Raw genomic sequence first — 26392 nt, forward strand, 5'->3', positions numbered from 1 at the left:
GAGCTAGATTCCCTGCGGCAGCAGCGGGTAGACCAGGTAGACCATCAGCAACGCGATGGCGTTGTTGATGACATGCAGCATGTAGGAGTAGGCCATTGATTTCCCGGACAGGATATAGGCCACCGACATCATCACGCCCAGCATGATGTAGGGAAGGATCTCGGTCCAATTCCCGATGCCGGAACCGACGAAGTGGATGCTGGCGAAAGCCACCACGGAAATGACCGCGCAGACCCAGACATTGAGCTTGCGCGAGAGCTTGCCGATCAGCAGATGCCTGAACAGGTATTCCTCCACGAACGGACCGAACAGCGCCGTCACCACCAGCATGACCGGCAGCGGCACCGCGTTGGACATCTCTTCGAGCATCGCCTGGTTCTCGCTCGTGGCCATCTGTCCTACGAACAGCGAGACGATCGCGGTGGAGAAGATGGTGATGATCCAGCCTCCGGGCAGCATCAGCCACTTGGCCCACGGGTAGTACCGCATGGTCTTGAACGAGTCGAAGAACTGCGGCCCGCACTGGATCATCGCCAGCACGAAGAATGACACGTAGAGGATCAGGTTGATGCCGAAGAGCGCCTGCTGCTCGGTTTCGAAGGCGCCGATGTAGCCGGGGATCAGCCCGATCAGGCTCGCCCCGCCGAGCACGAAGAACACGATGTAGGCCAGCACGGTGAACAGATCGCCGCGGGTGAACCGCCCTGCGTCGAATACACGCTGTCTGCGTCGGGGAACAACAGGATAGTTCGGGTAGTCAGGCAGCTGGTGCATGTTTCCTAGCCTATCCGCCCCTGCTGTGGATCCGCAGTGTTCGAGCAGGCCGCCGTGATCCCGATAGGCCGCGGATGGCACGTCCGAGCCATCAGGAATCCACGCAGGCACGTGCGAATGAGCTCGTGCCCACCGAAGAGTTCCGAAGAATCAGGACCCTACCCTTGGCGCGTCATTTGGCTAGAATCTAAGAAGCCTGCGTTGCAGGAGAGATCACTGTTATCGAGGTCCATGAAAACCAGCTCCTCCCGTTTCGAGGTTTCGGTGCTTCTTGGCACCCAAACACTCTTCAATATCGGTTTCTACGCAGTAGTTCCCTTTCTCGCGGTAGTTCTGGCCAAGGACTTCTTGCTTGCCTCTGCCGCGGTAGGGCTGATTCTCGGTATCAGGACCTTTGCCCAGCAAGGCCTCTTTTTAGCCGGCGGCAGCCTCGCGGACCGCTTCGGCGCCCGGATCATGATTTTGATTGGCTGCGCGGTGCGCGCTTCGGGCTTCCTCATGTTGGCGGCTTCCCTCTGGGGTAGCAGCCCAATACTCTGGCTGTTCATCCTGGGGACCTTGTGCACCGGATTCGGCGGGGCACTTTTCTCCCCGGGTCTGAATATTCTGGTGGCGAATGCCCAGAAGGCACTCGATCAGCAGCGGGCCGCCGAAGCCAAACGCGCTACGCTCTTCGCCTGGTTGAGCATCACCGGCGAAATAGGCGCCGTCACCGGACCGCTGGTCGGTGCCGCTCTGTGGGGATGGGGTTTTTCGACGGTTGCCGGTTTTGGATCTGCCTTTTTTGTCGCCATCGGCATCTTCCTTGCCGTGGCCCTGCGCAAGCCGGCAACCACCGACGTCCCGAACCAATCCGCCAATTATGTCCCCGTGCCGCCTCCTCGCAGCGGAAGCCTGCGGCAGTGCCTCAAGGACCGGAGGTTCCTGGCATTCTGCGGACTGCACGCGGCAGACCTTCTGGCCTACAATCAGCTCTACCTCGCCATCCCGCTCGAGCTCGAACGGCTGAATCATCCGGCCCAGTGGCTGGGGGTGCTCTTCGCGTGGATTTCCATCCTGACCTTGGCCCTCCAGCTTCCAGTTTCATGGGTTGCCGCTCGCATCGGCGCCGAGGCCACCTTGCGCTGCGGATATTTGCTCAGCGCCTTGGGATTCGGCGTGCTCGCATTTGTTCCAGCCTCGGCCTTCGAACCAGACGCGGGGTTGCTGCGGATTCTCTGTGCCATCACCTTGCTGACGTTGGGGCATATGAGCGTGCATCCGACAGCGCTCTCGCTGGTTCCCCAATTTGCCGGCGAACGGCCGACCGGTTCCTACTTCGGATTGCTCGCCAGCTGCGGAGGTCTGGCGGTGCTGCTGGGAAATGTCCTCATCGGATGGTTGGCGACCCAGGCGGGCCAGCTGGTAGTGCCAGGCTTCCTGCCGTGGATGGTGCTGATCCTGCCTTTGCTGCTGGCTTCCTGGCGGGCCGCCGGCATTGCCCGCGGCGTGGGCACAGCGCCAGACAGGACGTGAACTGCAGCACACTTGGTCAACGGTGTACAGAACTTCCAAATTCCATAGCAACTCCCCCCTACTCAATGTGATTTTTGAGCGAACCCGTGATGGAAGCATGTTTTCCCAGGAGCCTCGCTCGCGGTCACACCGCCAAATATTCCAGGCGATTAGGATACGCTTACCAAGGCTCTATTGCATTAGAAGCTAATTCATCACGTAATGCCGAAGGACTTCCATGAACCTTGGACGACTGAGCGCAACCGCAGTATTTGCGGCTACTGCCCTCGCCTTGACTGCCTGCAGCGCTTCCACCCCGAGCCCTACTTCGGCACCGTCCGTGGACCGAGAGGCCCGCGCGGTGGTAGCTAATTTCCGGGCCCCGGTTTCGAACTGGGCCTTGGAAAGCGATGACGCCTATGTGCTTTCCATCGCCGGCTGCTTGGAGACCTTGGTCAAGTACGACTCCACCACGCAAAATATCGAGCCGATGCTCGCCGAGTCATGGAAGCAGTCCTCGGACACCGCCTGGGATTTCACCCTGCGTCAGAACGTCAAGTTCCAAGATGGCACCGCCCTGGACGCCAAGGCCGCTGCCGCTTCGCTGAACCACGTGCTCAAGGCGACCGCTCCGGCCCGTGCCGTCAATCCCAAGACCATCTCCAAGGTGAGTGCAGTTGACGCCGACACCCTGCGCGTCACCACCCCTGCCGCCGATCCGCTGCTGCCCTACCGCATGGCCAGTGTGAACGCCGGCATTCTGGCGCCTGCGGCCTACGGTGCCGACGGCATCGACCCCTTCGGCCACTGCACCGGCCCGTTCATCCCAGTCTCCGAAAAGGCCGGGCAGTCCCTGAGCCTGGACCGCAACGAGAACTACTGGGGCGGTGACGTCCAGCTCGCCGGCGGCGAAATCCGCTACATCACCGAAGGTCCTACCCGCGCCACCCAGGTGCAGACCGGCGAGGCGGACATCTCCATGTCCATCCCCGCCACCAGCCTGGCCACCCTCGAAGCCGACAACTCGGTGAAGGTGCTCAAGGCCGATTCCCCGCGCACCGCAACCCTCTACCTGAACAACTCGCGGGCGCCTTTCGACAACTTGAAGCTGCGCCAGGCCGCCACCATGGCGCTGGATCTGCCGGCCATCGCCGCCAGCGTCTACGAAGGTGCCGCGCAGCCAGCCACCGGCCCCTTTGCTCCGAGCGAGAGCTGGGCCAACCCGGACCTGCAGGTACCGCAGGTGAATCTCGAAGAGGCCAAGAAGCTGGTGGCCGATTCCGGCTACCAGCAGGACAAGCCGCTGGAAATCATCGCCATCACCGAGCGCGCGGAGTTCGCAGGGGTGGGCGCCATCATCCAGGAGCAGTTCAAGCAGATTGGCCTGCAGGCAAATGTTGTCACGAAATCCTACGGCTCGGTGGAGCCCGAGGTGCTGGCAGGCAACTACGACATGATCCTCAGCCAGCGCAACCGCATGATCGACATTGCCGATCCCATCGGCTTCCTGCAGTCCGACTACACCTGCGACGGCGGCTACAACCTGAGCCACTACTGCAACAAGGACTTCGACGCACTGATCGAGAAGGCGCTGCCGGAAACCGACCAGGCCACGCGCCATGATCTCTACCGCCAGGCAGGCGACGTCCTGGCCGCGGACGCAGCCAATGTCTGGCTGGTCAACGAGCAGGCCATCGACGCGCTCGGCAGCACCGTTCAGGGGTACGTCCAGGACCCGCTGACCCGATACGTGCTGACCAAGGACCTGGCGAAGACCAAGTAAATTGGTGCACTTCGCCACCGCGCTGCGCCGGGTCCTCGGGCTCGGCGCAGCCGTCCTGCTTTCATCCTTCGCGGTCTTTTTGGTTCCCTTCGTCTCCCCCGGGGATCCGGTGCGATCCATGTTGCGCGCCCGCATGGACGTCGGCGCCATGGACGAGGCCACCGTGCAGGCCTATGCCGAGCAGTTCGGGCTCTACGACCCGCTGTTGCTGCAATTCGGCCGCTGGCTCGGCCGCTTCTTCCGCGGAGACATGGGAATCTCCTATATCAGCGGCACTCCGGTCGCCGACCTGGTGCTGCCCGCCATCGGCGTTACCCTCTCGCTGGCCGGAACCGCCTTGCTGGTGGCGGTGCTGGTCTCCATCATGCTGGGAGTTGTCGCCGCGGTGCGGGCCGAAGGATGGCCGGATCGGGTGATCACCTCGGCCACCCATGCCCTGATCGCCATCCCTGAATACGCGTTGGCGCCGTTGCTGGTGCTGCTCTTCGCCGTGCGCCTGTCCTGGCTGCCTTCGGCGGGCTTCGACTCCCCCGCCTCCATGGTGCTGCCGGTGCTGGTCCTCTCGCTGCGCCCCATCAGCTTCTTCACCATCGCCGTGCGCTCGGGCATCCTGCAGGCGCTGGACTCCGAACATGTGCTGGCTGCCCGCGCCCGCGGGTTGGGCGCCACCCGCACCCTGGTTCGCCATGTCATCCCGCACGGGCTGCTGCCGCTGTGGACCATGGTGGGTGTGTGGTTCGCCGGCCTGCTGGGCGGCTCGGTCATCGTCGAGGTCATTTTCGCCATCCCGGGCATGGGCCGACTGATCTTCGACGCCATTGTCGACGCGGACATCCCGGTAGCCCAAGGCGGGGTGGTGGTAGCGGTGGCCTGCGCGGTGCTGGCTACCGGCATCATCGACCTCCTGCACCGCCGGTCAGATCCAAGGGTACGGATAGGAGCCAGCCGTGGCTAGGAAAATGCTGCGTTCGATCTTCGTCAGCTGGCCGGCGGCCATCTTGCTGCTGGTGCTGCTCATGACCCTGCTGGCTCCGTGGATTTCCCCCTACGACCCGGATGCCCAGTCCCTGGCGGACAGGTTGCAGCAGCCCAGTTGGGCGCACCTGCTGGGCACCGACGCCCTGGGCCGCGACACCTTCAGCCGCGTCCTGCACGGCGGACGCTTCTCCTTGTCGGTAGCGTTCATCACCACGCTGTTTTCGCTGCTGGTGGGCACCGTTCTCGGCCTGCTCAGCGCGCTGCGCGGAGGCTGGCTGGATGAACTGTTCCTGCGCGCCAACGACCTGCTGCTGGCGCTGCCGGAGATCGTGATTGCGCTGCTGATCATCGCCGTGATGGGGCCGGGATTTTCCACCATGGTGCTTTCCGTGGGAGTGGTGGCATGGACGCCTACCGCCCGTCTGGTGCGTTCCATGGCGTCCCAGGCCCTGTCGACCCACCATGTCGAGGCTTCCAGGCATGCTGGCGCCTCGCGCTGGTTCGTTCTCCGCCACCATGTTCTGCCCTATCTGGCGGGGCCGGTACTGGCCCAGACGGCCCTGCGTTTCGGCCTGTTGCTGGTGCTGCTGGGTTCGCTGTCTTACCTGGGCATCGGTGTCCAGCCCCCGCAGTCGGATTGGGGCTCCATGCTGGCCGAGGCGCAGCCGCACGCGTTGCGTGCTCCCTGGGGCCTGGTCGCTCCCGGCGCCGCGATCTTCCTGGTGAGCTTCTGCGTCACCCTGTTGGGCAACCGCATCACCCGTGCGCTGAACGGGCAAGACGTGCTGGCCACCGAGACCAAGGCGGAAGCCAATGACTGAATCACTTGAATTCATCGATCTGTCGGTGCGCAGCAGCGGGAAAACCCTGCTCACTGCCATGTCCGGGGCTATCCGCTCCGGCGAGCTGGTAGCCGTGGTGGGCCGTTCCGGCTCTGGAAAGACGTTGCTGACCAAGGCAATTATCGGGTTGCTCCCGCCGCAGCTGCAGGCCGAGGGACAGATACTGCTGGATGGCGAACGCATCGACCAGCTGGAAGGAAAGGCCATGGATACGGTGCGCGGGCGGCGCATCGGCATGCTCTTCCAACAGCCCAAGCGGGTGCTGAATCCGCGCATGAGCATTCGCTCCCACCTCTTGGAAGCACTGGGAGTCTTCGGCCCGGGCAAGGCCAAGAAACACGAGGCAAAAGTCCAGTCCCTGTTGGAAGAGGTCGGGCTCTCTCCCGCCGCCGATATCGCCGGCAAGCGCCCGGACCAGCTCTCGGGCGGAATGGCGCAGCGGGCCATGCTTGCCATCGCCCTGGCAGCCGACCCGGAATTCATCCTCGCCGACGAACCGACCTCCTCGCTGGACTCCATTCTGAAAGCGGAAACGCTGCAGCTGCTGCGCAGCAAGCAGCTTGAACGCGGCCTAGGCGTCCTATTGATCATCCACGACATTGCCAGCATCCAGCACATCGCCGACCGCGTGCTGGTGGTCAGCGATGGGGCGATTGTCGACCATTGCCTGACATCCCAGCTTTTCGCCAAGGACAGCCACGCCAAGCGGCGTGAATTGATCGAGGCCGCGTTGCCGGCCGCGCACGCGCCAAGGGAATTTGCCGCCGGTTCCCTGCTTCAAGTTGTGGGCGCGGGAAAGAATTACACACGCAAGGCCAAGGGGCCCGCCGCGCTGCAGGCCACCACCGTGAGCTTGCATGGTGGCGAAGTCCTGGGCGTCGTCGGGCGTTCGGGCTCGGGGAAGAGCACTTTCGCCAGATTGCTCGCAGGCTTGGAAAAACCCACGGAAGGGCAGATCCTGAGCCCCGAACGCGACGGGAAATCTGCCGCCGTCCAGCTGATCGCTCAGGAGCCCTTCTCTTCCTTTGATCCGAGGCTGCCGTTGCGTACGAGCTTGCTTGCTGCCGTGCACCGGCTGCCTGCCGACCAAGCCTCGGCGGAGATAGATGCGGCGCTGGACCAGGTGGGGCTGCAGGTCGAACTACTGGATCGAAAACCAGGCCAGTGCTCCGGCGGCCAGCTGCAACGCGCGGCCATCGCCCGGGCATTGCTGGCCAAGCCGCAGGTGCTTGTCTGCGATGAATCGACATCGGCGTTGGATTCGGTAGCGCAGCGCCATATTCTCGATCTCTTGCTGGGGCTGCGCACCCGCCTGGGTCTGTCCTTGGTAGTGATCTCCCATGACATGGGCGTAATCCGCTACGTCAGCGACAATGTCGCGGTGTTCTACGAGGGGCGGCTGGTGGAACACCGACGGCTCGACGATTTCCTGTCCAGCCCGAAGCACCAGCACAGCAAGGACCTGGTGGCCGCACTGGACATTCCCGCCCCGGTGAAAGCCGTGCTGAACTAGGTCTTTCCACCGCCGGCAGGCTCCCAGCCTCGGCTCGCGCTGAGCGCCCTCACCCTGAATGCCCTGGTGAAGCCCGTCATCACAGACGGCAAAGGGCCTTGGAAGATCCACACAGGTGTGAAATATTCCAAGGCCCCATGAGGCCGCCTGGGCTATGGCCGGTTTACTTCGGGTCGAAGCCCTCGCGGGTTGCGGCCTTCACGGATGGCTCAAGCATCTTGTAGCTGGCGCCGGCGATGATGGCGCCGATGAGCGGCGCCACGATGAACAGCCAGACCTGGCCCAGCGCCTCGCCGCCGGCGAACCAGGCGACGCCCAGCGAGCGGGCCGGGTTGACCGAGGTGTTGGTGATCGGGATGGCGACCAGGTGGATCAGGGTCAGCGACAGGCCGATGGCCAGCGGGGCGAAGCCCTTCGGAGCACGGCGGTCGGTGGCTCCCAGGATCACGTACAGGAAGATGGCGGTCAGCACGATCTCGGCCACCAGCGCGGCCAGCATGGAGTATCCGTCCGGTGAACGGTCGCCGTAGCCGTTGCTGGCGAAACCTGATTCGACGGCGTCGAAGCCGTCCTTGCCGCTGGCGATCCAGTACAGCACCGCGCCGGCGGCCGAAGCCGCGACGATCTGGGTGATGATGTAGGTCGGGACGTCCTTCCATGCGGTGCGGCCCGCGACGGCGGTACCCATGGTGACGGCCGGGTTGAAGTGGCCGCCCGAGATGTGGCCCACGGCGTACGCCATGATCAGCACGGTCAAGCCGAAGGCCAGGGCAACACCCAGGAAGCCGATGCCCATATTGACCGTTTCATCGGAAATCACCTTGACTGCGAAAATCGCCGAGCCGCAGCCGCCGAAGACGAGAACGAAGGTCCCCAGGAATTCGGCAGCAATCTTGGCGCCGGTTGTCGGCGCGGACGTATCTGACATGTCTTGTTCCATTCCTCAAAAGATGAAGCGAGTTCCACGACAGCGTGAGCCGTGCCCTAAGGCTACTGGGAGATCTCTCTATTGAAAAGATTTCCGACATTCATTCTCAAGAAAGATTTGTTGCCTGTCATGACATGGGAATTATTTGCCGACGTATTCGAAGTGCCATGCTTCGGCGTACGGATTTCGGCTTCCGTTGGACCGGAATTCTTCCAGATTTTTCCGGTGGATCCAGTTGTACTTCTTCGAATTGGCCTTCAGCCACTTGTAGTACTTGCCCTTGAACGAGTAGTTGTAGGTCTCCGGGACGTCGATGGCCAATCCCCAGCCGTGGTTCGAGGTTCCCGGCTTGGCCGCGATGTAGGAGCCGAGCTCCTGGTAGAGGAATTTCTGCGTGTCCAGGGTGCGGTAGACCAGATCGATGTCCAGGTTCTTCCCGAACTTCTTCTTGAAGGCCGAATTCAGCCGCCCCAGATCCGCGGCGGCCGGGGCGGCGATGAGGGTTTTTTCCTTGTCCCAGCTCAGGGCCACCAGCATCGACTCGGGCAGCTTCCCGTTGGCCTGCTTTTGCACCTTGCTGCGGGTGATCTTGCTCGTGTTGCTGGTTTTGGCGCTGGTGCTGCGCTTCAGCGCCGAAGCCTTCATCCAGCCGTCCGCTCCCTGGGTGCGCACGTAGTACCAGCCGGAGACCGGGCCGGCCTTCTTTTCCCATGCGGCGTCCCGGTAGACGATCGAATTCTTCGGGATGTCGCCGATGCGCTTCTTGCCGTTGACCGAAGCATGCAGGTCTGCGCCGGAAGACTTGGTGAAGTAGCGGTCCGACAGGCCAGCGCGGTTGGTGGTGTACGGGCCTGCGTCAATGGCGCAGCCCTTGGAGCAGGTGGTGACGTAGGCGCCGGAGACCCATCCGGTTTTGCCCTGGGTGGAAATCTTGTACCAGCCGTTGGCGGTCTTGGAGCTTGCGTAGGCCGGTTGCCCCTTGCTGAGCTTGCCGACGACCGCATGCCCGGTTCCCGCGCCCTTGCGGATGTTCATCGTGGATTTCGGGGTGACCCACAGCTTCACGCTCTTCGCACTGCTCGTCGTTCCGCCGGTGGCGGCGGTTTTGGTGACCTTGGCGTATTTATTCGAGATCCACCCGGTCTTCTTGTTGTACGTGACCTGGTACCAGCCGTTGGAGGCTTGGGACTTGACCGCTACTGTCTTGTTCTTCGGGATGGTCAGGATCACGCGGGAGGCGGTGCTGGAACCGGAGCGCATGTTCAGGTTGCTGGTGGTCTTGATCTGGGTCACCCGCTTGGCGGCGGCCGCCTGCAGTGTTCCGGGTGCCGCGGCAGGCGCGGCAGCCGGGAGCGGCTGCGCCGCGCTGGCCGGCACCAAACCGCCCAGGGCCAGCGAACCGGCCAGCAGCACGCCGGCGGTTGACACGGCGAATCGTCGAGATGAACTGAAATGTGTTTTCACGGCAGTGGAATCTTCCGAGAGGCGCGGGCTTGACTGGTGTCCTGCGCAAAGCCGTTCCCGGTGCGAGCGAGATTGCCGATTCGACGCCTGACATAGTTAATCATGCTACGTCCAGGCCGAATCCGGGGCATCGTCAGCGGGGTTTGCGATCGAAGAGCAGCGCTCCGAGGATTCCTGCCAGCACGCCCAGCAGGTTCCCCGCGGCGCGTTCCCACAGCACGTCCGCGTTGACGCTCGGGTCGGCGAGCTCCAGCATCAGCATTATCAGCGGGGTGAAGAAGCTCAGCGCCAGCCCGTAGTTGCGCGTCATGTAGCCCTCGGCGGGGAACATCAGCGCGATGATCACCATGCCCAGGGCCAGCTCCGGCAGCTGCAGATAGTAGATGCCCAGCAGGACAACCAGCCCCGCCACGGTGCCTGCCACGCGGTGCACACCCCTGCGCAGCCTTCCGCGGGCGTTGCCGGCCGCCAGCGGCACCACCGCTCCGGCCATGACCCATTGCAGGTGCTCCAGTTGCAGGCCGATGGCCAAGGTGCCGGCCAGCAGCACCACGCTGGCGTAGCAGGCCGAGCGGCGCAGCGCGTCGGGCCAGCCGATCGGCTCGTGTCCGGGAAATCCCCGGGCCGCGGCACCGAAGCGGGCGGTCTGCCCCAGAACGATGCAGAACAGCGCGGTGAGCACAAATGCAGCCAGCCCCGCCGTGGACGGCGATTGCCCCACCGGGAGGCTGGCCAGCGCCCCGAAGGCGAAGACCGGGAAAAACGAGCCGCCGGGCTTCAGGCCGTAGCGGTCGGTGGTCAGCGAGCTGGCGCAGGCCCAGAAGATGCCCCCGGCGACCAATGCCCAGCCGTCCGGCCCCCACGGCGCGATGACGATGCCTGAAATTCCGGCGCATAGCATCATGGTTCCAGCCAGGACCTGGTCCTTGAGGCGCTGCAGCCGGTGCGGGCTGCGTCCGTACATCCCGACCACCGAACCGAAGACCGCGTAGACCATGAGGTCCACGTGCCCCAGGAGCATCAGTGCCGCACCGGGGATCGCCAGCCCGAAGCCCACGCGCAGGGCGGGGCGGATCTCGGGGCTGTGGGAGAGCACCAGGCGCTGCCACGCCGCGGCGGCCAGCGCCGGGGTTGGGATTCGGGATGTCGGGGCGCTGGCCTGCTCGGTTGGCGCATTCTGGAAGTTGGCCATGATCGCTCCTCTGGTTCGCGCAGCTTCCTGCGGAAAGGAACGGTTCTGCCTTTTCAGAGTTGCATCGAGAGCTTGATCATGTCCAAGTATTATTTTTGATGTTTCAATCGGAAAAACATATCAAGCCAAGTCAAAATCGTTTGTGACGGACGGATATACGTCGCCCGTCGCAGAGAGTAATGCGCGTAATAAGAGCGGCAGCGGCTGGTGCTCGGGGATGACCAAGCTGATCTGGCTGGTGATCCGCGGACTGACAAGGGGCGTTTGGACCACGCCGGGCAACTCGCCCAGGGGCGCGAGCCACTGCTTCGGGACCACGCTCGCCCAGCGGCCGGTGGCCACCTGCGCCAGCAGCGTGATCATCGAGTCGCACTCGATGCGCGGCTCGGCGCTGCGCCCATGGGAGGCCAGCACCTCGTCCAGCAGCTGGCGGCCGCGCATGGAGGAATCCAGCAGGCACAGCGGCAGCGAGAGCACCTCGTCCACGGCGGTCGGCTCCCCCGCACTGGCGAACATGCCCTCCTTGGTGAGCAGCACGTGCTCCTCGCGGTACAGCGGCAGCGCGAGCAGTCCGCCAAGTTCCGCCGGGTCCGCATAGACCAGCCCCGCATCGAGTTCGAAGCTGCGGATCTGGGCAATGATCTCGGTGGAGCGCAGGCTGCCTTGGACATGGACCCGGGCCTTCGGGTTGGCGCGGGCGAAGGCGTCACAGAGCTGGGCCACCGTGGAGGACGCGGCGGGCACCACACCCAGGCGCAGCGTGCCGGTCAGTCCGGACTGCAGCGCCGCCACCTCCTGGGTCAGCGCATCGCGGTCCGCCAGCAGGCGTTGGGCCCAGCGCAGCACCGTCTCGCCTTCCGGGGTCAGCCCCTGGAACGCGTGGCCGCGTCGCACCAGCGGCACCCCGAGACCGGTTTCAAGTTTCCTGATGGATTCGGAGAGCGCCGGCTGGGAAATATTGCATTCCTCGGCGGCCCGCGCGAAATGCTGTTCCCTGGCCAGCGCCACGAAGTATTCCAACTGCCTTAACATCACCTGTCCATTGCACCACGCGCCGCGGGTCACCACGTCGGGGCATGCGAAAACCGGCGCACCGCGGGATCGCAATCCTGCGGTGCGCCGGTTCCGGCGAGCGAGCGCACGGCCCGGGGCGGGCAGCTACTTGGAGATCTTGCCCGACATTCCCGCCAGGGCCCGGATGACCACCGGCTTGCAGGCGAACCAAGCTCCGGCGGTGACCGCGACGGCCACCACGAACATGATGACGCCCAGCCAGCCGTCGTCGCTGCGGGCGGCGAACATGTGGTTCAGGTTCGCCCGCGCTCCGGTGAGCAGCACCAGCAGCACGTGCATCACCAAGAAGCCGACAAAGAACAGCATGGCCGGGAAGTGCACCTTGCGGGCCGCTTCCATGGGCAATGCCTTGTCCAGCTTGGCAGGCCAAGCCGGGGACATGCGCAGCCCGGTGATGGCGGAGACCGGGGCGGCCAGGAACACGATCGCGAAGTAGGCCAAAACCTGCAGCGCGTTGTAGTTCAGCCAGCCGTTCTCGGCAGGCCAGTCCAGCGACAGGTACTGCACGCCGGCGCTGAGCGCGTTCGGGAAGATGTCCCAGCTGGTCGGCACGATACGCATCCACGCGCCGGTGGCGAACAGCAGCACGATGAACACCACGCCATTGACGATCCACAGCACGTCCAGGCTCAGGTGCAGCCAGATTTCCAGGCTGATCTTCTTGGGCTTGGTTTTGGTTTTGAACAGCCCGGTGTTGTTCCGGGTCCAGTAGGCCTTCGGCCGGGCGGTGGTGCGGATCAGCCAGCCGGAGCGGATGATCAGCACCATGAAGAAGGCGTTCAGGAAGTGCTGCCAGCCCAGCCAGGCCGGGATGCCGGTGGGCGCGTTCTGCGGCAGCGCGGAGTGCCCCGGATAGGCGGCCAGGAACTGCTCCCCCGCCGCGGTTCCGCGCCACCAGCGGGCGGCCAGCACCAGCAGGCCCAGGACAAGCACCACGCCGACGGCGATCCAGATCTTCTTCAGGGCCGGGTTTCCCGCCGCCTTGTCGGCGGTGCGGGCACCCTCCTTGGTTGTCAGCGACATGGAAATGACCCCCTGATCTAGCCGGCGGTGACTGGCTGCTTGGCCTCCAGCAGCTGCGTGAGCTGCGGGAGGATCTCGAACAGGTCGCCCACGATGCCGAAGTCGGCGATGTCGAAGATCGGCGCGTCCTCGTCCTTGTTGATAGCCACGATGCGCTTGGCGGTCTGCATGCCGGCCAGGTGCTGGATGGCGCCGGAGATGCCCACTGCAACATAGAGGTCGGGTGAGACGCTGACGCCGGTCTGGCCTACCTGGTGGCTCTGCGGGATGTAGCCGGAATCCACGGCGGCGCGCGAAGCGCCAAGGCCTGCGCCCAGCGAGTCGGCGAGCGCCTCGACCAGCGAGAAGTTCTCCTTCGAGGCCAGGCCGCGGCCGCCGGAGACCACGATCTTGGCGGCGCGCAGCTCCGGGCGGGAGGACGCGGCGGCCAGCGGGGTCACGGATTCGATTTCAGCCGAGGCGGCGGTGGCCACCTCGATGGCGGCGGTGGCCAGCTGCGGGGTTGCTGCAGACAGCGGCTCGGCACCGCTGGAGGCCACGGTGACCAGCGGGATGCCGGCGCCCGCGGTGGATTCGGTGACGTAGGTGCCGCCGAAGACCGAGTGCGAGGCGGCGATGCGGCCGTCGCGCTGCTCAAGCTCAACGGCTTCGAGCACCACCGGGTTGCCGGTGCGCGCCGACAGGCGGCCGATGACCTCGCGGGCCACGGCGCTGTTGGAAGCGAGCACGGCGGCCGGGGCGTAGGCCTCGATGGCAGCCTGCAGGGCGGCGACGGCGCTGGCCGCCGGGTGGGCGGCGGCCTGGGCGGTTTCGCCGATGAATACCTGCTCGGCGCCCTGCCCGCCGATGGCGGCGGCAGTGGCGGCGGAGTCGGCTGCGGTGGCGACGGCCACCGGGGTGCCCAGCTTGGAGGCCAGGGCCAGCAGGTGCGCGCCGCTGGCGGTCGGGGTGCCGTCTTCGGCCAGTTCGATGTGTACCAGGATGTTAGTCATGTCATTCGTTCCTTAGATCAGCTTCTCGGCGGCCAGGTACGCGGCAAGTTCCTGCGCGGCCTGTCCCTCGTCGATGATTTTGACGCCGGCGGTGCGGGCGGGGCGGGCGGCGGAGGCCAGCACCCGGTTGCCCGCGGCGTGATCCGGCGCGCCCAGGCCCAGTTCTGCGGCGCTCTGCACGGCGACAGGCTTGCGCTTGGCGGCCAGGATGCCCTTGAACTTCGGGAAGCGGGCCTCGCCCATGGCCTCGGCCACGGAGATGACTGCCGGGATGGAAGCGCGCAGCGCGGTGGCGCCCGAGGCGTCCGAGCGGGTGCCGCGCACGGTGCCGCCGGAGATCTCCAGGGTGCCCAGCGGGCCGAGGAACGGAAGGTGCAGCAGTTCGGCGACCATGGCGGGGACCACGCCGCCGCGGCCGTCGGTGGACTCGTTGCCTGCGACGATCAGGTCGGTCTGCAGGCCCGAGAGCGCCTGGGCCAGCGCCCGGGCGGTGGCCAGCGCGTCGGATCCGGCCAGTGCGTCGTCCTGGACGTGCACCGCCTTGTCGGCGCCCATGCTCAGTGCCTTGCGCAGCGCTTCATTGGCGGCGGCCGGACCCATGGTCACCACGGTGATCTCCACCGACTTGTCAGCGTCCTTCTGCTTCAGCGCGGCTTCCAGCGCACGTTCGGTGATCTCGTCGATCACGCGGTCGCTGGCGTCGCGGTCTGCGCGTCCGTCGGAGGTGAGGTGGCGGCCTTCTTCGGTGTCCGGCACCTGCTTGATCAGCACTGCAATCTTCATGGTTTGCTCTTTTCTTGGTTCGGTTCCGCACCGCCCGGCTCCTCCGCCGGGTTGGGTGCGTTCACGGTGTGGCCGCGGGCGCTGCCCGTGCGCCGCCGCGCTTTCGCGTGGCGCGGGTCACGTTTCTGAAATACTATAACTAGATTCTAGTTTTTGTCTAGGGCAGGGAGTGGACGAAGTTCCGCTTCGCCCGCACCCCGCCCTGCCCGGCCGCTCAGTCCTGCGGCGCCGGGCGGTTGCGCGGCGGCAGCCACAGCCCGCGGGCCTGGGCCACGACCTTGCCGCCGGCCTCGATCTGGCCCCTGACCCAGATCTTGCGGCCGTCGATTTCCTCGACCCACGCGGTCAACTCCAGCTCTTCGAACAGCGGGACCGCGTGGTCGTAGTCCACGGTCAGCGACCGGGTGAAGATCCACTGGTCCACGGTTCCAGCGGCGAAGCCCATCACGTGGTCCAGCAGCGTGGCCACCCAGCCTCCGTGCACCCGGCCCGGAGGACCCTGGTAGGGCAGGCCCAGCCGGGTGGAGGTGCGCACGCCGTTCTCCCCGTCCATGCGCAACGACACCGGCGGGGCCATCGGGTTCAGCGCCCCGGAGACCGGCGAGCGGTCCATGTAATCGCCCTTGCGGTCCTTGAAGAGGTCGGGAACCATCGCGCTCTCCGGAGCGATTTCCACGCGCAGCAGCTCAAGCACCTCGTCCAGGCGCTCGACCAGTTCAGGGGCGGCCGGGGTGCGCACATCCAGCCGGACCATGGCATCCAGCAGCTCGCGCACCTGACCGGCGGCTTCCAGCAGCTTCTCCCCGCCGGCCGCGCGGACCTTCTCCCCGCCGTCCGGCAGGGCCACCTGCCTAGTCATTGCCCAGGATCAATGCGCTCGTCGGTACGCCGGTGCCGGCGGTGACCAGCACGTTGCGGGCGTTTTCCACCTGGTTCACCGCGGTGCCGCGCAGCTGGCGCACACCCTCGGCGATGCCGTTCATGCCGTGGATATAGGCCTCGCCCAGCTGGCCGCCGTTGGTGTTGATCGGCAGGCGGCCACCCAGCTCGATGGCGCCGTTCTTGATGAAGTCCTTGGCCTCGCCGCGGCCGCAGAAGCCGAATTCCTCCAGCTGGGCCAGCACGAACGGGGTGAAGTGGTCGTAGAGCACCGCGGTGTCGATGTCCTCCGGGCGCAGCCCGGTGTCGTTCCACAGCTGGCGTGCCACGTTGCCCATCTCCGGCAGCGGGCGGTCGCCGTCCTTGCGGTAGTAGCTGACCATGGTGTGCTGGTCGTAGGCAGCGCCCTGGGCGGCGGCGCGGATGGTCACTGCCTTGCCCGGCAGGTCCTTGGCGCGTTCCGGGGTGGTGATGACAAACGCCTGGCCGCCGTCGGATTCCTGGCAGCAGTCCAGCAGGTGCAGCGGATCGGCGATCCAGCGCGAGTTCTGGTGGTCTTCCAGGGTGATCGGCTTCTCGTAGAACCAGGCCTTCGGGTTGGTGGCCGCGTGCTTGCGGTCGGCCACCGCCACGCGGCCGAAGTCCTCCGAGGTGGCGCCAGTCAGGTGCATGTAGCGCTGGGCGAACATGCCCACCCAGGAGGCCGGGGTCATCAGGCCGAAGGGCAGGGTCCAGGCGTAGGCGGCGGCGCGGGCGTCCGGGGCCATGCCCGCGGTGCTCATCGCCTGCCCGAAGCGGGCGCCGGAGCGCTCGTTGAAGGCGCGGTAGCAGACCACGGTCTTGGCCACGCCGGTGGCCACGGCCATCGCCGCGTGCAGGATGGTGCCGGCGGCGGCGCCTCCCCCGTAGTCCACGTGGCTGAAGAAGTTCAGCTCCTTGCAGCCCAGGCCGCGGGCGACCTCGATGGCGGGGTTGGTGTCCATGGAGTAGGTGACCATGCCGTCCACGTCCTGCGGGTTCACCCCGGCGTCGCGGCAGGCGGCCAGGGCGGCCTCCTGGGCCAGCTGCAGCTCGGAGCGGCCGGAATTCTTGGAGAACTCGGTGGCGCCGATGCCTACGATGACTGCCTTATTCAGCAGGTTGCTCATGCCGATTCCCCTTTCGATGGGATCACGATGCCTACGGTGCCCGTCACGTGCGGGCCCAGAGAGTTGGTGCCGACCACCTTCACCACGACGTTTTCCCCGTCCACGGAGTCCACGGTGCCGGTGAAGACCATCTCGTCGCCCGGGAAGTTGGTGGCACCCAGGCGGATGTTGATGCGGCCCACGCGGGCGGCCGGGCCGGCCCATTCGCCCACGTAGCGGTTGACCAGCGCATTGGTGGTCAGGATGTTCATGAAGACGTTCGGGGTGCCGGCGGCCTGGGCGACGTCCTTGTCGTGGTGCACCTTCTGGAAGTCGCGGGTGGCGATGGCCCCGGTGACGATCAGCGTGGCGGTGATCGGGATGCGCAGCTCGGGCAGCGCCTCCCCGGCCTGCACCTGCTCGGCGGTCAGCTGCCCGGCGCGGGCGGCGGTGTCGACGGTGCTCATGCGGCGCCCCCTGCCGGACGGGCTACCGGGAGGACCAGCTCGGCGTCCATGCGCTCTGCGGCGATGTGCAGCGGCATGCCGATCTGCACGTCTTCGCGGGCCACGCCCTCCAGGTTCATGACCACGCGGACGCCCTCTTCAAGCTCCACCACTGCCACGATGTAGCCCGGCTCGAACGGCGGGACGATCGGGTGGTACATGACCACGTAGCTGTGCAGGATGCCGCGGCCCGACATGGTCTTCGGCGACCAGTGCAGCGAGTTGCACTCGGGGCACATCGGCACCGGCGGGTGGCGCAGCTCGTTGCAGTCGTCGCAGTGCTGGATGCTCAGCTCGCCGCGCTCGTTCAGGGACTCGAAGAAGAAGGCGTTGTCCAGGTTGATGGCCGGGCGGGGACGCAGGGCCTGGCTCTTGGCCGTGGCCGGGGTCTCGGTCAGCGTTTCGCTCATTACGAGTTCCTCTTTTCAGGGTTGTACCACAGGGTGCGGAAGCGCATGGTGCCCACGCGGTCGCCCTGCTGGTCGGTGTAGGTGGTCAAGGTGGTGATGAAGTAGCCTTCGCCCAGGCCCGTCTGCTTGGGGCCGACGAAGGATTCGACCTTCTCGCTGGCGGTCAGCAGGTCGCCCGGGACCAGGTAGCGGTCGTATTCCTGGTCGCAGTTCACTGCCACGACCTTCGGGTAGCCGCACTCGGCCAGGTGGGCATAGGCGCGGTCCACGTCGGATTCGATCTCCGGGTCCGAGGGGTTGATCATGTTCCAGACCTGCAGCGCCGAGGGCGGGGCCACGACGTCCGGGTGGCCGGCGGCGCGGGCGGCCTCCGGATCCAGGTAGATCGGGTTGGTTTCCTCCATCGCGTCGCACAGGTGGTGGATCATGGGCCGGTTGACCTCGTCGCGGGCGACGCTGATCCTCTCGTTGCCGGCGGCGATCATCTCGCCGATCAGGACATTGGGATCCTGGCTCATACTGTCTCCTTAATGGTGGTTTCGGCGGGCTTCAGCGGCAGCAGGTGGGCGCGGCCGTTCTGCTCGAACAGGGCTTCCAGCTGCGCCAGGGCGGATTCGTCCAGCACCTCGAAGGCGATCTCCCGCCCCGGGCGGTGGAAAACGTTCTCGTTGACCAGCCAGGCCTCGCGGCGCAGGCTGGGCTTGTTGATCTTCTGGGTGGCGGTCACCGGCACGTCGGAGACCACCGAGAGGAAGCGCGGGGCCCACTTGGTGCCCAAGTCCGGCTGGGACTCCAGGAACCGCGCGAAGTCGACCGGGTCGAAGGACTGCGGGTCATCGAACTGCAGCGTGGCCATGACCTGGTCGCCGGTGCGGGCGTCGGGCACCGGGTAGACGGCGGCCAGGGTGACCCCCGGGTAGCGGGAGAGCACACGCTCCACCGGGGCGGCGGAGAAGTTCTCGCTGTCCACGCGCAGCCGGTCCGAGGTGCGGCCGGCGAAGTAGAAGTAGCCCGCCTCGTCGCGGTAGGCCAAATCGCCGGTGAGGAACGCGGTGCCGCGCACGCGCTCGGCCACGGCTTCCGGGTTCTTATAGTAGCCCTCGAACAGGGCCGCGCCGGTGAGGTTCACCAGTTCGCCGATGGCCTCGTCCGCGTTCAGGATGCGCCCGTTCTCGGAGAAGATCGCCCGCGGGCACTGCTCCATGGTGTCCGGGTTGACCACCGCGGCGTCCATGCCCTCGGGGGCTGTGCCCAGCGCGCCCGCCGGGCTGTCGTCCGAACGCTTCAGGGTCAGCCCGCCCTCGGAGGCCCCGTAGCTTTCGGTGGGCCAGACGCCGTAGCGGCGGTGGAACTCGGCCAGGTCGAACTCGCTGGCCTCGGTGCCGAAGCAGGAGCGCAGGTAGGTGTCGGCCTCCGCGGCCTTCTCCGGCTGGGCCAGCACGTAGGACAGCGAGCGTCCCACGTAGTTGAAGTAGGTGGCCTTGTAGCGCATCAGATCCGGCAGGAAGCCGGAGGCGGAGAACTTGCGGGCCAGCGCGAAGGTGCCGCCGGTGTACAGCGGGTTGGCCCAGCAGGCGAAGATGCCGTTGCCGTGGAACAGCGGCATGGAGTTGTAGCTGACATCTTGGCGGCCCAGGCCCATGTGCTGGAATTCCGCAGTGCGGAACAGCCGCCCGGTGGTGCAGATGACCGCCTTCGGGTCCCCGGTGGAGCCGGAGGTGAACAGCAGCAGCAGCGTGGTGTCCGGGTCCCCGGCCGCCGGAGCCTCCGGGCGCGGCAGGTGGCGCAGCGAATCCAGCTCGCGGGCGTACTCCGCGCTCTCGATGTAGCGGGTCTGCGCGGCCGGCACCCCGGAGTCCACCCCGTTGAAGTAGCCTTCCAGCTCGTGGGTGGTCAGCAGGATCTCCACGTCGGTGTACGCGATGTCGCGGGCCAGCTCCTCGCCGCGGCGGGTGAGGTTGATGCCCACCACGGTGGCGCCGGCGTAGGCCGCGCCGCCGATGGCGAAGATGTATTCGGGGTCGTTTTCAAGCATCACGCCCACGTGGAAGGGCTTGCCTTCGTCGTGCATCGAGAGCAGCAGATGCGCGCGGACCTTGCATTCTGCCACGACTTCCGCCCAGGTCCAGATGCGCCCTTCGAAGAGCAGGCCGGGGTGGTGGTCCTCGGCTCGCAGGTCAAGTAGATCTCTGGTAGTTTGAAGTTTCGTTTCGAGAACGGTGTTCATTGTCAATCCTTAAGGGTGAGGTTGGAGACCTGTGGCTTGCCGCTGGCCGCGCCTGCCGGCTTCGTCGCTGGAATGAAAAGGACCACGACGATGGTCAGCAGGCAGGTGGCGATGAGCACACCCACGACGAGCAGGAAGCCGGTCATCGAGACGAACGTGTTCTCGCCTGCTGCAACAGGCGAGAACACGAGCAACAGGCCCACGACCGAGGCGGCAACCGCCTGGAAGGCCGTACGGGTCACTGCATTGACGCCCGTGGCGGTGCTGGTCTGTTCCGGCAGCACGCATTCGACGATCACTGTCGGCATTCCCGAGTAGAGGAAGCCGGTTCCGAAGATCACCACCACCATGCCGGAGATGACCACCGCGATGCTGGTCGGGTCGATGCACACGATCAGCAGGCCGATGATGGTCAGCAGCGAGCCGATCATCAGGCCCATGCGGGCCCCGAAGCGGCTGGAGATCCGGCCGATCAGCGGCGAGATCGCAAACGCCGCGGCGGCGGTGATGAAGCCGAGCAGGCCGGTCACGGAGGCGCTCAGCCCCAGGCCCACCGGCAGCTCCATGACGCTGCCGTCCGCCAGCGGGATGCTGTTCGGATTGCGGTACAGGGTCACGGTGAGGATATTCGTGGTGCCGATCGGGCCGATAGCGATCAGCGCGGTGGCCAGCATGCCCAGGGCGAACTTGCGCTGGGCGAACATCCGCACGTCGATCATCGGCTCGCGGGTGCGCAGCTCCCAGCGGACCCACAGCGCCAGCAGCACCAGTCCGCCGACCAGGAAGAGCAGCACCTGCGGGTTGGTGAAGCCCAGGGACTTGCTCAGGGTCAGGCCGTACAGCGCGCCGGCGATGCCGATGCCGAACATCAGGCCGCCCGCCCAGTCCACGTGCACCGCGGAGGCCAGCGAGGACTTCGGTTCGCGGGTGATGCCGAAGTGCACCAGCGCCGCGGCCACGCAGGCGAAGATCGCCGCGGTCCAGAAGATCCAGTGCCAGGTGGCGTAGTCGAGGAACAGTCCGCCGCCGAGCATGCCGCCCGCGCCGGCGATCAGCGCGGAGGTGGAGACCACCGCGATGCCGGTGCCGATCTTGTGCTCCGGGAAGGTGGAGCGCACCATGCCGATGGCCAGCGGCAGCACCGCGCCGGACACGCCCTGCAAGGCGCGGCCGGCAACCAGGATGCCGAAGGTCGGGGCGATCGCGCTGATGACCGAGCCCAGTGCCGAGAGCAGCAGCACCCAGACCAGGATCTTGCGGCGGCCGAACTGGTCGCCCAGGCGTCCGACGAAGCTGGTGGCCAGCGCCGCGACCAGCGAGTAGGAGGTGACCACCCAGACCAGCTGGGAGAGGTCGGAGGTGAAGAACTCGCCCGGCGTGTACAGCAGCTGCACCGCCATGGAGGTTTCGAAGGCCGCGACGACCTCCGCGATCACCAGGATCGCCAGTACTGCCGCCACGCTCTGTCCGGCGTGGGTGCGGGCCTTGCCCGCTGCTGCTGGCGTGCTCACGCGGTGTCTCCGTCCAGGATTGCTGCTGCGAGTTCTTCGGATACCTGCCCTGCGGTGCCCCAGAGCACGTCGAGTTCGCGCATCCACAGGAAGAAGCGGTGGATGTGGTTGTCCAGGTCGGCGCCCATGCCGCCATGCAGGTGCTGGGTGGTGTGGACCACGCGGAAGCCGGCCTCGCGGGCCAGCCAGGACGCGCCGAAGGCAGCTTCCACGCCGTCGCCGTCGTTGTCCAGCTGCCAGGCGGCGTCGATGGTGGACAGCCAGGTGGTTTCGGTGTCGATGAACGCGTCCGCCGCACGCAGGGCCACCCCCTGGTTAGTGGCGATGGCGCGCCCGAACTGCTTGCGCTCGTTCGTGTAGGCGGCGGTGCGGCGCAGCGCCTCGGCTCCCACGCCGGAGATCAGCGCGGCGGCTGCGGTGAGCAGGCGCGGGCGGATCCAAGCGGAGACCGCGTCGGCCGGCTGGTCGGCGCCGATCAGGTCGGCTGCCTCGATCTGCACGCCGGTGAAGGACAGCTCGGCGTGCTGCTGGCGGGACAGGCCGCGGTACTCGTCCACCGCGATGCCTGCGCGGTCAGCCTCGATGAGCGCGGTCAGCTGGCCGGATGCGGTGTGGAACTGCACCATCAGGTGGGTGGCCGAAGGGACCAGGTAGCCCAGCTCGATGCCGCCGTCCAGCACCCAGCCGGTGCCGGCGGCGGTGCCGTTGACGCGGCGGCGCACCTCCGGCTGCAGCGCGGCGATGCGCACCGACCCTTCGGAAATGCCTTCGAGCAGCTGCTCGTGGCCGCCGAATTCGGCGATGGCCAAGGCGGCGACTGCGGTGGTGATGAACGGGATGCGGCCCAGGGTGCGGCCCTGTTCACGGGCGACAAGCGCCAGCCCGGCCATGCCCAGTCCCGGCTCCTCCTCGTCCATCGGCAGCAGTGCGTCGATCAGTCCGGATTCAACGACCTGGCCCCACAGGGCCTCGTCGAAGGCGGCGCCGGCCTTTTCGCCGGCGGTGTACAGCTCGTCGGTGCTCAGCGAGGAGAAGATCTGCGCGGCCAGGTCGGTCAGGCCCTGCTGCTCCTCGTCCAGCGAGAACTCCATGCTCGGGGCCTCGATGGTGTTGTTAATGCTCGCGGTGCTCAACGTGCGCTCCTTGCCATGCCGAGGGTGGTCCAGGCGACGATTTCGCGCTGGATTTCGGCGACTCCCCCGCCGAAGGTGTTGATCTGGGCGCCCAGGTTCATCAGGGCCAGGCGTCCGGTGTCGAAAGTCCATGGGGCGTCCGAGATGCGGGTGGCGGTGCCGCCCACGATCTCCAGCAGCGACCGGTACACGTCGATCACGGTTTCGGTGGCGAAGACCTTGGCGGCGGAAGCCGAACCCGGATCCAGCGATCCCTGGGCGGTGGTCTCCACGAGCTTCCAGTTCAGCAGGCGCATGGCGCGCAGCCGGGCGGTGGAGGTGGCCAGCAGCGAGCGGACCCAGGGCTCGTCGCCCAGCGGGGTGCCGTCGGCGGTGACCTGGTCCTTGAGCCATTCGCGGACCTCGTCCAGCTGGGCTTCGCAGATGCCGCTGAAGGCGGCCAGGCCCACACGTTCGTGGTTCAGCTGGGTGGTGATCAGCTTCCAGCCTTCGTTTTCCTTGCCCACGACGTTGGTGACCGGAACGCGGATGTTGTCGTAGTAGGTGGCGGTGGTGCTGAAGCCGCCCACGGTGTGGATCGGGGTGGCGGAGAAGCCGGGGTCGGTGGTCGGCACCAGGATCAGCGAGATGCCCTTGTGCTTCGGGGCATCCGGGTCGGTGCGGGCGGCCAGCCAGATCCAGTCGGCGCCGTCGCCGCCGGAGGTGAAGACCTTGGAGCCGTTGACGACGTACTCGTCGCCGTCGCGCACCGCGCGGGTGGTCAGCGAGGCCAGGTCGGTGCCCGCCTCCGGCTCGGTGTAGCCGATGGACACGACCAGCTCGCCGGCCAGGATCTTGGGAAGGAAGTAGTCCTTCTGCTCCTGGCTGCCGTGGCTCATCAGGGTCGGGCCCACGGTGGTCATGGTGATCATCGGGATCGGGGCGTCGGCGCGGTAGGCCTCGTCGTAGAAGACGAACTGCGCGGCTGGGCCGCGGCCTTGGCCTCCGTACTCGACGGGCCATCCGATGCCGAGCCATCCGTCCTGGCCCATCTGTCGCTGCACTGCGGAGTGGACCGGGCCCCCGGCCTCACCTTCTTGCTTCAAGCCCGCGCGCACCTCGTCGGTGAGGAGCGTTGCGAAATAGGAGCGAAGCTCCTCGCGGAGAGACTGGATCTCCGTGGAAGAACGTAAATGCATTACGTTGCCTTTCGTCTTTGACTAGGCGTTTACCGAAAATAACGGTGGAATGTGATTCAGATTACTTACCGGCCGGCAAGTAGTCAACGCCTTGCGCGCTGAACGTTGTTCGGCTACCCGGAGGAATTCCCTAGGGATAAATATTTCTTTTCGCAAAGCCCTCTTCGCGGGGCGCAACGACCCCCGCTGCGAAGAAATGCGTTTCTTTCCACCGAACCAGAGCCCACCGGCGCCGAACCGTCATCCGCGAATCTGTTAGCCAGGCTCCGCGTCGCAAAGTGGCAATGGATCCTGGCTGAACAAAAATTGGAATCTTATTGCAGTTCAACGGGGGGGATCCAGCGGATGCAGGTGACCCAAGCGGCACTGGGCGCCGGACGGCACAGGGACCCGGGCCGCAGTGGGCCGGTGAAGCCGCCCCCGGACGGCCACGAATGCCGTCCGCAGCAAGAAATGATGATTTTTCATTCCCGCTGCATCGCGGAGCTTCGGTAGCGAGCAGCCAATGGCTCCTGTGAAAATCCAGCAGTCCCGGCCACTGGGACGAAAAATCCCCCGGAAATTTTTCCGGGGGAAGATCGGTGGCAGAAAACTGCCGAAATCAAGCAATCGACGGGGGCTCTCCTCGTAATAAACCCGTCGATTCGAGCCTTCGGAAGGTGGTCCGTATTGCTCCTCGGACGAACGCCTGCCGCTGGTTCCCGCTGGTCGATCAAGCGCGGTGCCCTGGACTCATAGTCCGCGCGCCGGCCAGCGGTTCGGCAGTTTCATTCCAGCGGAAACCCGGACGCGCAACGCAGCCCTGGCATGGAGTCAGTGGGCGGAGCTGGTCGCGTCGAGCACCTCGTGGATGAACGCATAGACGATCTCGCGGCGGCGTTCGGGCGTCATCCCCGGAACCACCATGCGGTCATCGGTGAAAACGATCTCCCGGTGCAGCATGTCCATGATCAGGATGGCCTTGACCTGGTCCTCGTCGCTCATGTCCGGGAGCATTGCCAATTCCATGGTGCGGCGGCGGTGGTACTCGATCCGTTCCTTGATCTCATCCGGCAGCCAGGTATTGCTGCTGTTGATGGCCAGCACTTCCACCGCGCGCGAGTGCGAGAGCAGGACTTGCGAATAGGTGTAGAGGAATTCCCAGCGCTGCTGCGCGTCGGGGAAACGCTCGGGAGCCTGCTCCAGCAGCTCGTCAATGGTGTCCAGTAGGGGCGAGAGGATTCCGGAGAGGATATCGACCTTGCTCTTGAAGTGGTAGTACAGCGCGGCCTTGGTGAAATCCAGTTGCGCGGCGATGGCGCTGAGCGGGGTTCCTGCATAGCCGTGCTCGACAAACAGATCGGTAGCGACATCGAGGATCTTTTCGCGGCTGCCCTGCTTCTCTCCGGACGGCTTCATGGGGCGTTGCTCAGTCTTCACGTTCTTGATTCCTTAGCTGTGGACGCTAAACCCGATCATATCCGGTGCGCGGGAATGACACTGAGTCGCCGTTTGCCTGCAAAATAATTCGCCGCACCCGGCTGGCCTTTTCGGCAGCCCGGTGCGGCGCATGGGTCGATCAATTGCCGGCTACTTCACGGCAGCGTCCTGGAGCTCAACGGAACCTTTCGCGGCAGCCGCGGCCGTGGCGACTCCGCGGTCCAGCACGATCTTCCCGTCGGCGAGCACCTGGAACAGGGCGCCGTCGCTGGTGTTCCAGATGCGGGTTTCCAGCATTTGCCCCGGGAAGACCGGAGCGGCGAAGCGGGCGTTGATCGAGCCCAGGCCTCGTTCGGCCAGCAGCCGCGAGTTGCGCACCAGCGCAAGGGCCGCCATGCCGTAGGTGCACAGGCCATGCAGCACCGGGCGAGGGAAGCCGACCTTGCTGGCCATCACGGGGTCGGAGTGCAGCGGGTTGCGGTCGCCGTTCAGGCGGTACAGCAGCGCCTGGTCGACGCTGGTCGCCTGCGTGATGACTGCGTCAGGTTCGGTTGCCGGATCGGTCCAACCGCCAGCTCCTTCCGGTCGCGGCCCATAGCCGGTTTCGTCGCGGATGATCATGGAGGTCACTGTCGTGGCGACCAGCTGGTCTTCAGGGTCCACCAGATCGGTGGTCAGCTCGATGATTGCGTTCTTGCCTTGGTCGTAGACGGCGCTCATGTAGCTGCGCGGGGTGAGGGAACCCTGCGGGGCGAGTTGCCGGTGCAGTACGAGCGACTGGCCTCCGTGCAGGATCTGGTGCAGCTTGAAGTCTCCGAGGTGATCCATGGAACCGCCACTGCCGCCGAGGACGACAGGGAAGGTCGGGAAGACCTTTTGGCGGACCCCAAAGGAATTCTCGGTAGTGTATTCGATGCCTTCGGCTGCATCGGGACGCCCGGCGCCGATGCTCAGCGCATAGAGCAGGGCTGCATCGCTGTCCCAAGTGACGGGTTCTCCTACGGTGACCTTGCCGATATTCTCAGTAAAAATTGCCATGATCTTGCCCTTCCATCCCGCAATCTTATGATGCGAGTCACTTATCTCCACCAAGACTATAACTAGATTCTAATTTTCGTCTAGGGCTTCCCCGCGCAAAATCTGCTTTGGGTCCTTGCCTCAG

The 26392-nt window shown here is 65.7% G+C and carries 24 protein-coding genes; 5 read left to right on the forward strand and 19 right to left on the reverse strand.

From position 1 onward, the window contains the following. Positions 1-3 precede the first annotated feature (3 nt). A complete protein-coding gene (locus ACTX90_RS15685) occupies positions 4-774 on the reverse strand; it encodes a CPBP family intramembrane glutamic endopeptidase (protein ID WP_047120245.1) in 771 nt (256 codons plus the stop codon). 231 nt (positions 775-1005) lie between these two features. Here ACTX90_RS15685 and ACTX90_RS15690 point away from each other — a divergent pair, with 231 nt between their 5' ends. The 5 genes from ACTX90_RS15690 (at position 1006) to ACTX90_RS15710 (ending at position 7384) form a co-directional block, all read left to right on the forward strand. Then, a complete protein-coding gene (locus ACTX90_RS15690) occupies positions 1006-2289 on the forward strand; it encodes an MFS transporter (protein WP_053798911.1) in 1284 nt (427 codons plus the stop codon). Positions 2290-2668: 379 nt separating this feature from the next. After that, a complete protein-coding gene (locus ACTX90_RS15695; protein ID WP_443442378.1) occupies positions 2669-4051 on the forward strand; it encodes an ABC transporter substrate-binding protein in 1383 nt (460 codons plus the stop codon). A 4-nt stretch (positions 4052-4055) separates the two neighbouring features. Then, complete coding sequence (locus tag ACTX90_RS15700) at positions 4056-5006, forward strand: ABC transporter permease (protein ID WP_231736047.1); 951 nt, start codon at positions 4056-4058, stop codon at positions 5004-5006. After that, the gene (locus tag ACTX90_RS15705) at positions 4999-5850 is read left to right on the forward strand and encodes an ABC transporter permease (protein WP_443442379.1); all 852 of its coding nucleotides are present in this window, start codon (positions 4999-5001) and stop codon (positions 5848-5850) included. Before ACTX90_RS15700 ends, ACTX90_RS15705 begins: the two co-directional genes overlap by 8 nt. After that, the gene (locus tag ACTX90_RS15710; RefSeq protein ID WP_443442380.1) at positions 5843-7384 is read left to right on the forward strand and encodes an ABC transporter ATP-binding protein; all 1542 of its coding nucleotides are present in this window, start codon (positions 5843-5845) and stop codon (positions 7382-7384) included. The genes ACTX90_RS15705 and ACTX90_RS15710 overlap by 8 nt, the downstream gene beginning before the upstream one ends. Before the next feature lie 163 nt (positions 7385-7547). On the opposite strand, the gene aqpZ is transcribed toward ACTX90_RS15710, so the two are convergent. From aqpZ to ACTX90_RS15800, 18 genes are all read right to left on the reverse strand, one after another. Beyond that, positions 7548-8312, reverse strand: coding sequence for an aquaporin Z (gene aqpZ / locus ACTX90_RS15715; protein WP_443442381.1), 765 nt, complete (start codon positions 8310-8312; stop codon positions 7548-7550). A 141-nt stretch (positions 8313-8453) separates the two neighbouring features. After that, on the reverse strand, positions 8454-9740 hold the full coding sequence (locus ACTX90_RS15720; RefSeq protein ID WP_443442382.1) for an SH3 domain-containing protein: 1287 nt from the start codon (positions 9738-9740) through the stop codon (positions 8454-8456). A 169-nt stretch (positions 9741-9909) separates the two neighbouring features. Beyond that, positions 9910-10968, reverse strand: a complete 1059-nt coding sequence (locus ACTX90_RS15725; RefSeq protein WP_443442383.1) for an FUSC family protein — start codon at positions 10966-10968, stop codon at positions 9910-9912. 120 nt (positions 10969-11088) lie between these two features. Further along, positions 11089-12000, reverse strand: coding sequence for a LysR family transcriptional regulator (locus ACTX90_RS15730; protein ID WP_047120252.1), 912 nt, complete (start codon positions 11998-12000; stop codon positions 11089-11091). 126 nt (positions 12001-12126) lie between these two features. Continuing rightward, entirely contained in the window at positions 12127-13065 is a 939-nt protein-coding gene (locus ACTX90_RS15735; protein WP_443442384.1) for a cytochrome b/b6 domain-containing protein, read from the reverse strand. Positions 13066-13082: 17 nt separating this feature from the next. Further along, complete coding sequence (locus tag ACTX90_RS15740; protein WP_443442385.1) at positions 13083-14057, reverse strand: electron transfer flavoprotein subunit alpha/FixB family protein; 975 nt, start codon at positions 14055-14057, stop codon at positions 13083-13085. Between the two features lie 12 nt (positions 14058-14069). Next, positions 14070-14840: an electron transfer flavoprotein subunit beta/FixA family protein gene (locus ACTX90_RS15745; protein WP_443442386.1), complete on the reverse strand. Its 771-nt coding sequence runs from the start codon at positions 14838-14840 to the stop codon at positions 14070-14072. Between the two features lie 214 nt (positions 14841-15054). Further along, the gene (locus ACTX90_RS15750) at positions 15055-15699 is read right to left on the reverse strand and encodes a PaaI family thioesterase (protein WP_113607103.1); all 645 of its coding nucleotides are present in this window, start codon (positions 15697-15699) and stop codon (positions 15055-15057) included. Further along, positions 15692-16867: a lipid-transfer protein gene (locus tag ACTX90_RS15755; protein ID WP_053798923.1), complete on the reverse strand. Its 1176-nt coding sequence runs from the start codon at positions 16865-16867 to the stop codon at positions 15692-15694. The genes ACTX90_RS15750 and ACTX90_RS15755 overlap by 8 nt, the downstream gene beginning before the upstream one ends. Then, on the reverse strand, positions 16864-17313 hold the full coding sequence (locus ACTX90_RS15760) for a MaoC family dehydratase (RefSeq protein WP_443442387.1): 450 nt from the start codon (positions 17311-17313) through the stop codon (positions 16864-16866). The genes ACTX90_RS15755 and ACTX90_RS15760 overlap by 4 nt, the downstream gene beginning before the upstream one ends. Further along, positions 17310-17762 (reverse strand): Zn-ribbon domain-containing OB-fold protein, encoded by a 453-nt coding sequence (locus tag ACTX90_RS15765; protein ID WP_052772516.1) that lies wholly within the window; start codon positions 17760-17762, stop codon positions 17310-17312. Before ACTX90_RS15765 ends, ACTX90_RS15760 begins: the two co-directional genes overlap by 4 nt. Then, positions 17762-18280 carry an FAS1-like dehydratase domain-containing protein gene (locus ACTX90_RS15770; RefSeq protein WP_052772517.1) on the reverse strand — a complete coding sequence of 173 codons (519 nt, stop codon included), beginning with the start codon at positions 18278-18280 and terminating at the stop codon, positions 17762-17764. The genes ACTX90_RS15765 and ACTX90_RS15770 overlap by 1 nt, the downstream gene beginning before the upstream one ends. Continuing rightward, positions 18277-19989, reverse strand: a complete 1713-nt coding sequence (locus ACTX90_RS15775; protein ID WP_443442388.1) for an AMP-binding protein — start codon at positions 19987-19989, stop codon at positions 18277-18279. The genes ACTX90_RS15770 and ACTX90_RS15775 overlap by 4 nt, the downstream gene beginning before the upstream one ends. Positions 19990-19991: 2 nt before the next feature. Beyond that, positions 19992-21500 carry an MFS transporter gene (locus ACTX90_RS15780; RefSeq protein ID WP_053798927.1) on the reverse strand — a complete coding sequence of 503 codons (1509 nt, stop codon included), beginning with the start codon at positions 21498-21500 and terminating at the stop codon, positions 19992-19994. Then, a complete protein-coding gene (locus tag ACTX90_RS15785; protein WP_443442389.1) occupies positions 21497-22633 on the reverse strand; it encodes an acyl-CoA dehydrogenase family protein in 1137 nt (378 codons plus the stop codon). The genes ACTX90_RS15780 and ACTX90_RS15785 overlap by 4 nt, the downstream gene beginning before the upstream one ends. After that, complete coding sequence (locus ACTX90_RS15790) at positions 22630-23811, reverse strand: acyl-CoA dehydrogenase family protein (protein WP_443442390.1); 1182 nt, start codon at positions 23809-23811, stop codon at positions 22630-22632. Before ACTX90_RS15790 ends, ACTX90_RS15785 begins: the two co-directional genes overlap by 4 nt. An 813-nt stretch (positions 23812-24624) precedes the next feature. After that, a complete protein-coding gene (locus ACTX90_RS15795; RefSeq protein ID WP_424572712.1) occupies positions 24625-25230 on the reverse strand; it encodes a TetR/AcrR family transcriptional regulator in 606 nt (201 codons plus the stop codon). 150 nt (positions 25231-25380) lie between these two features. Further along, positions 25381-26268, reverse strand: a complete 888-nt coding sequence (locus tag ACTX90_RS15800; RefSeq protein ID WP_443442391.1) for a MaoC family dehydratase — start codon at positions 26266-26268, stop codon at positions 25381-25383. Positions 26269-26392: the final 124 nt, after the last annotated feature.

Origin of the sequence: Glutamicibacter soli (assembly GCF_052322135.1) — a bacterium.
Taxonomy (GTDB): domain Bacteria; phylum Actinomycetota; class Actinomycetes; order Actinomycetales; family Micrococcaceae; genus Glutamicibacter; species Glutamicibacter soli.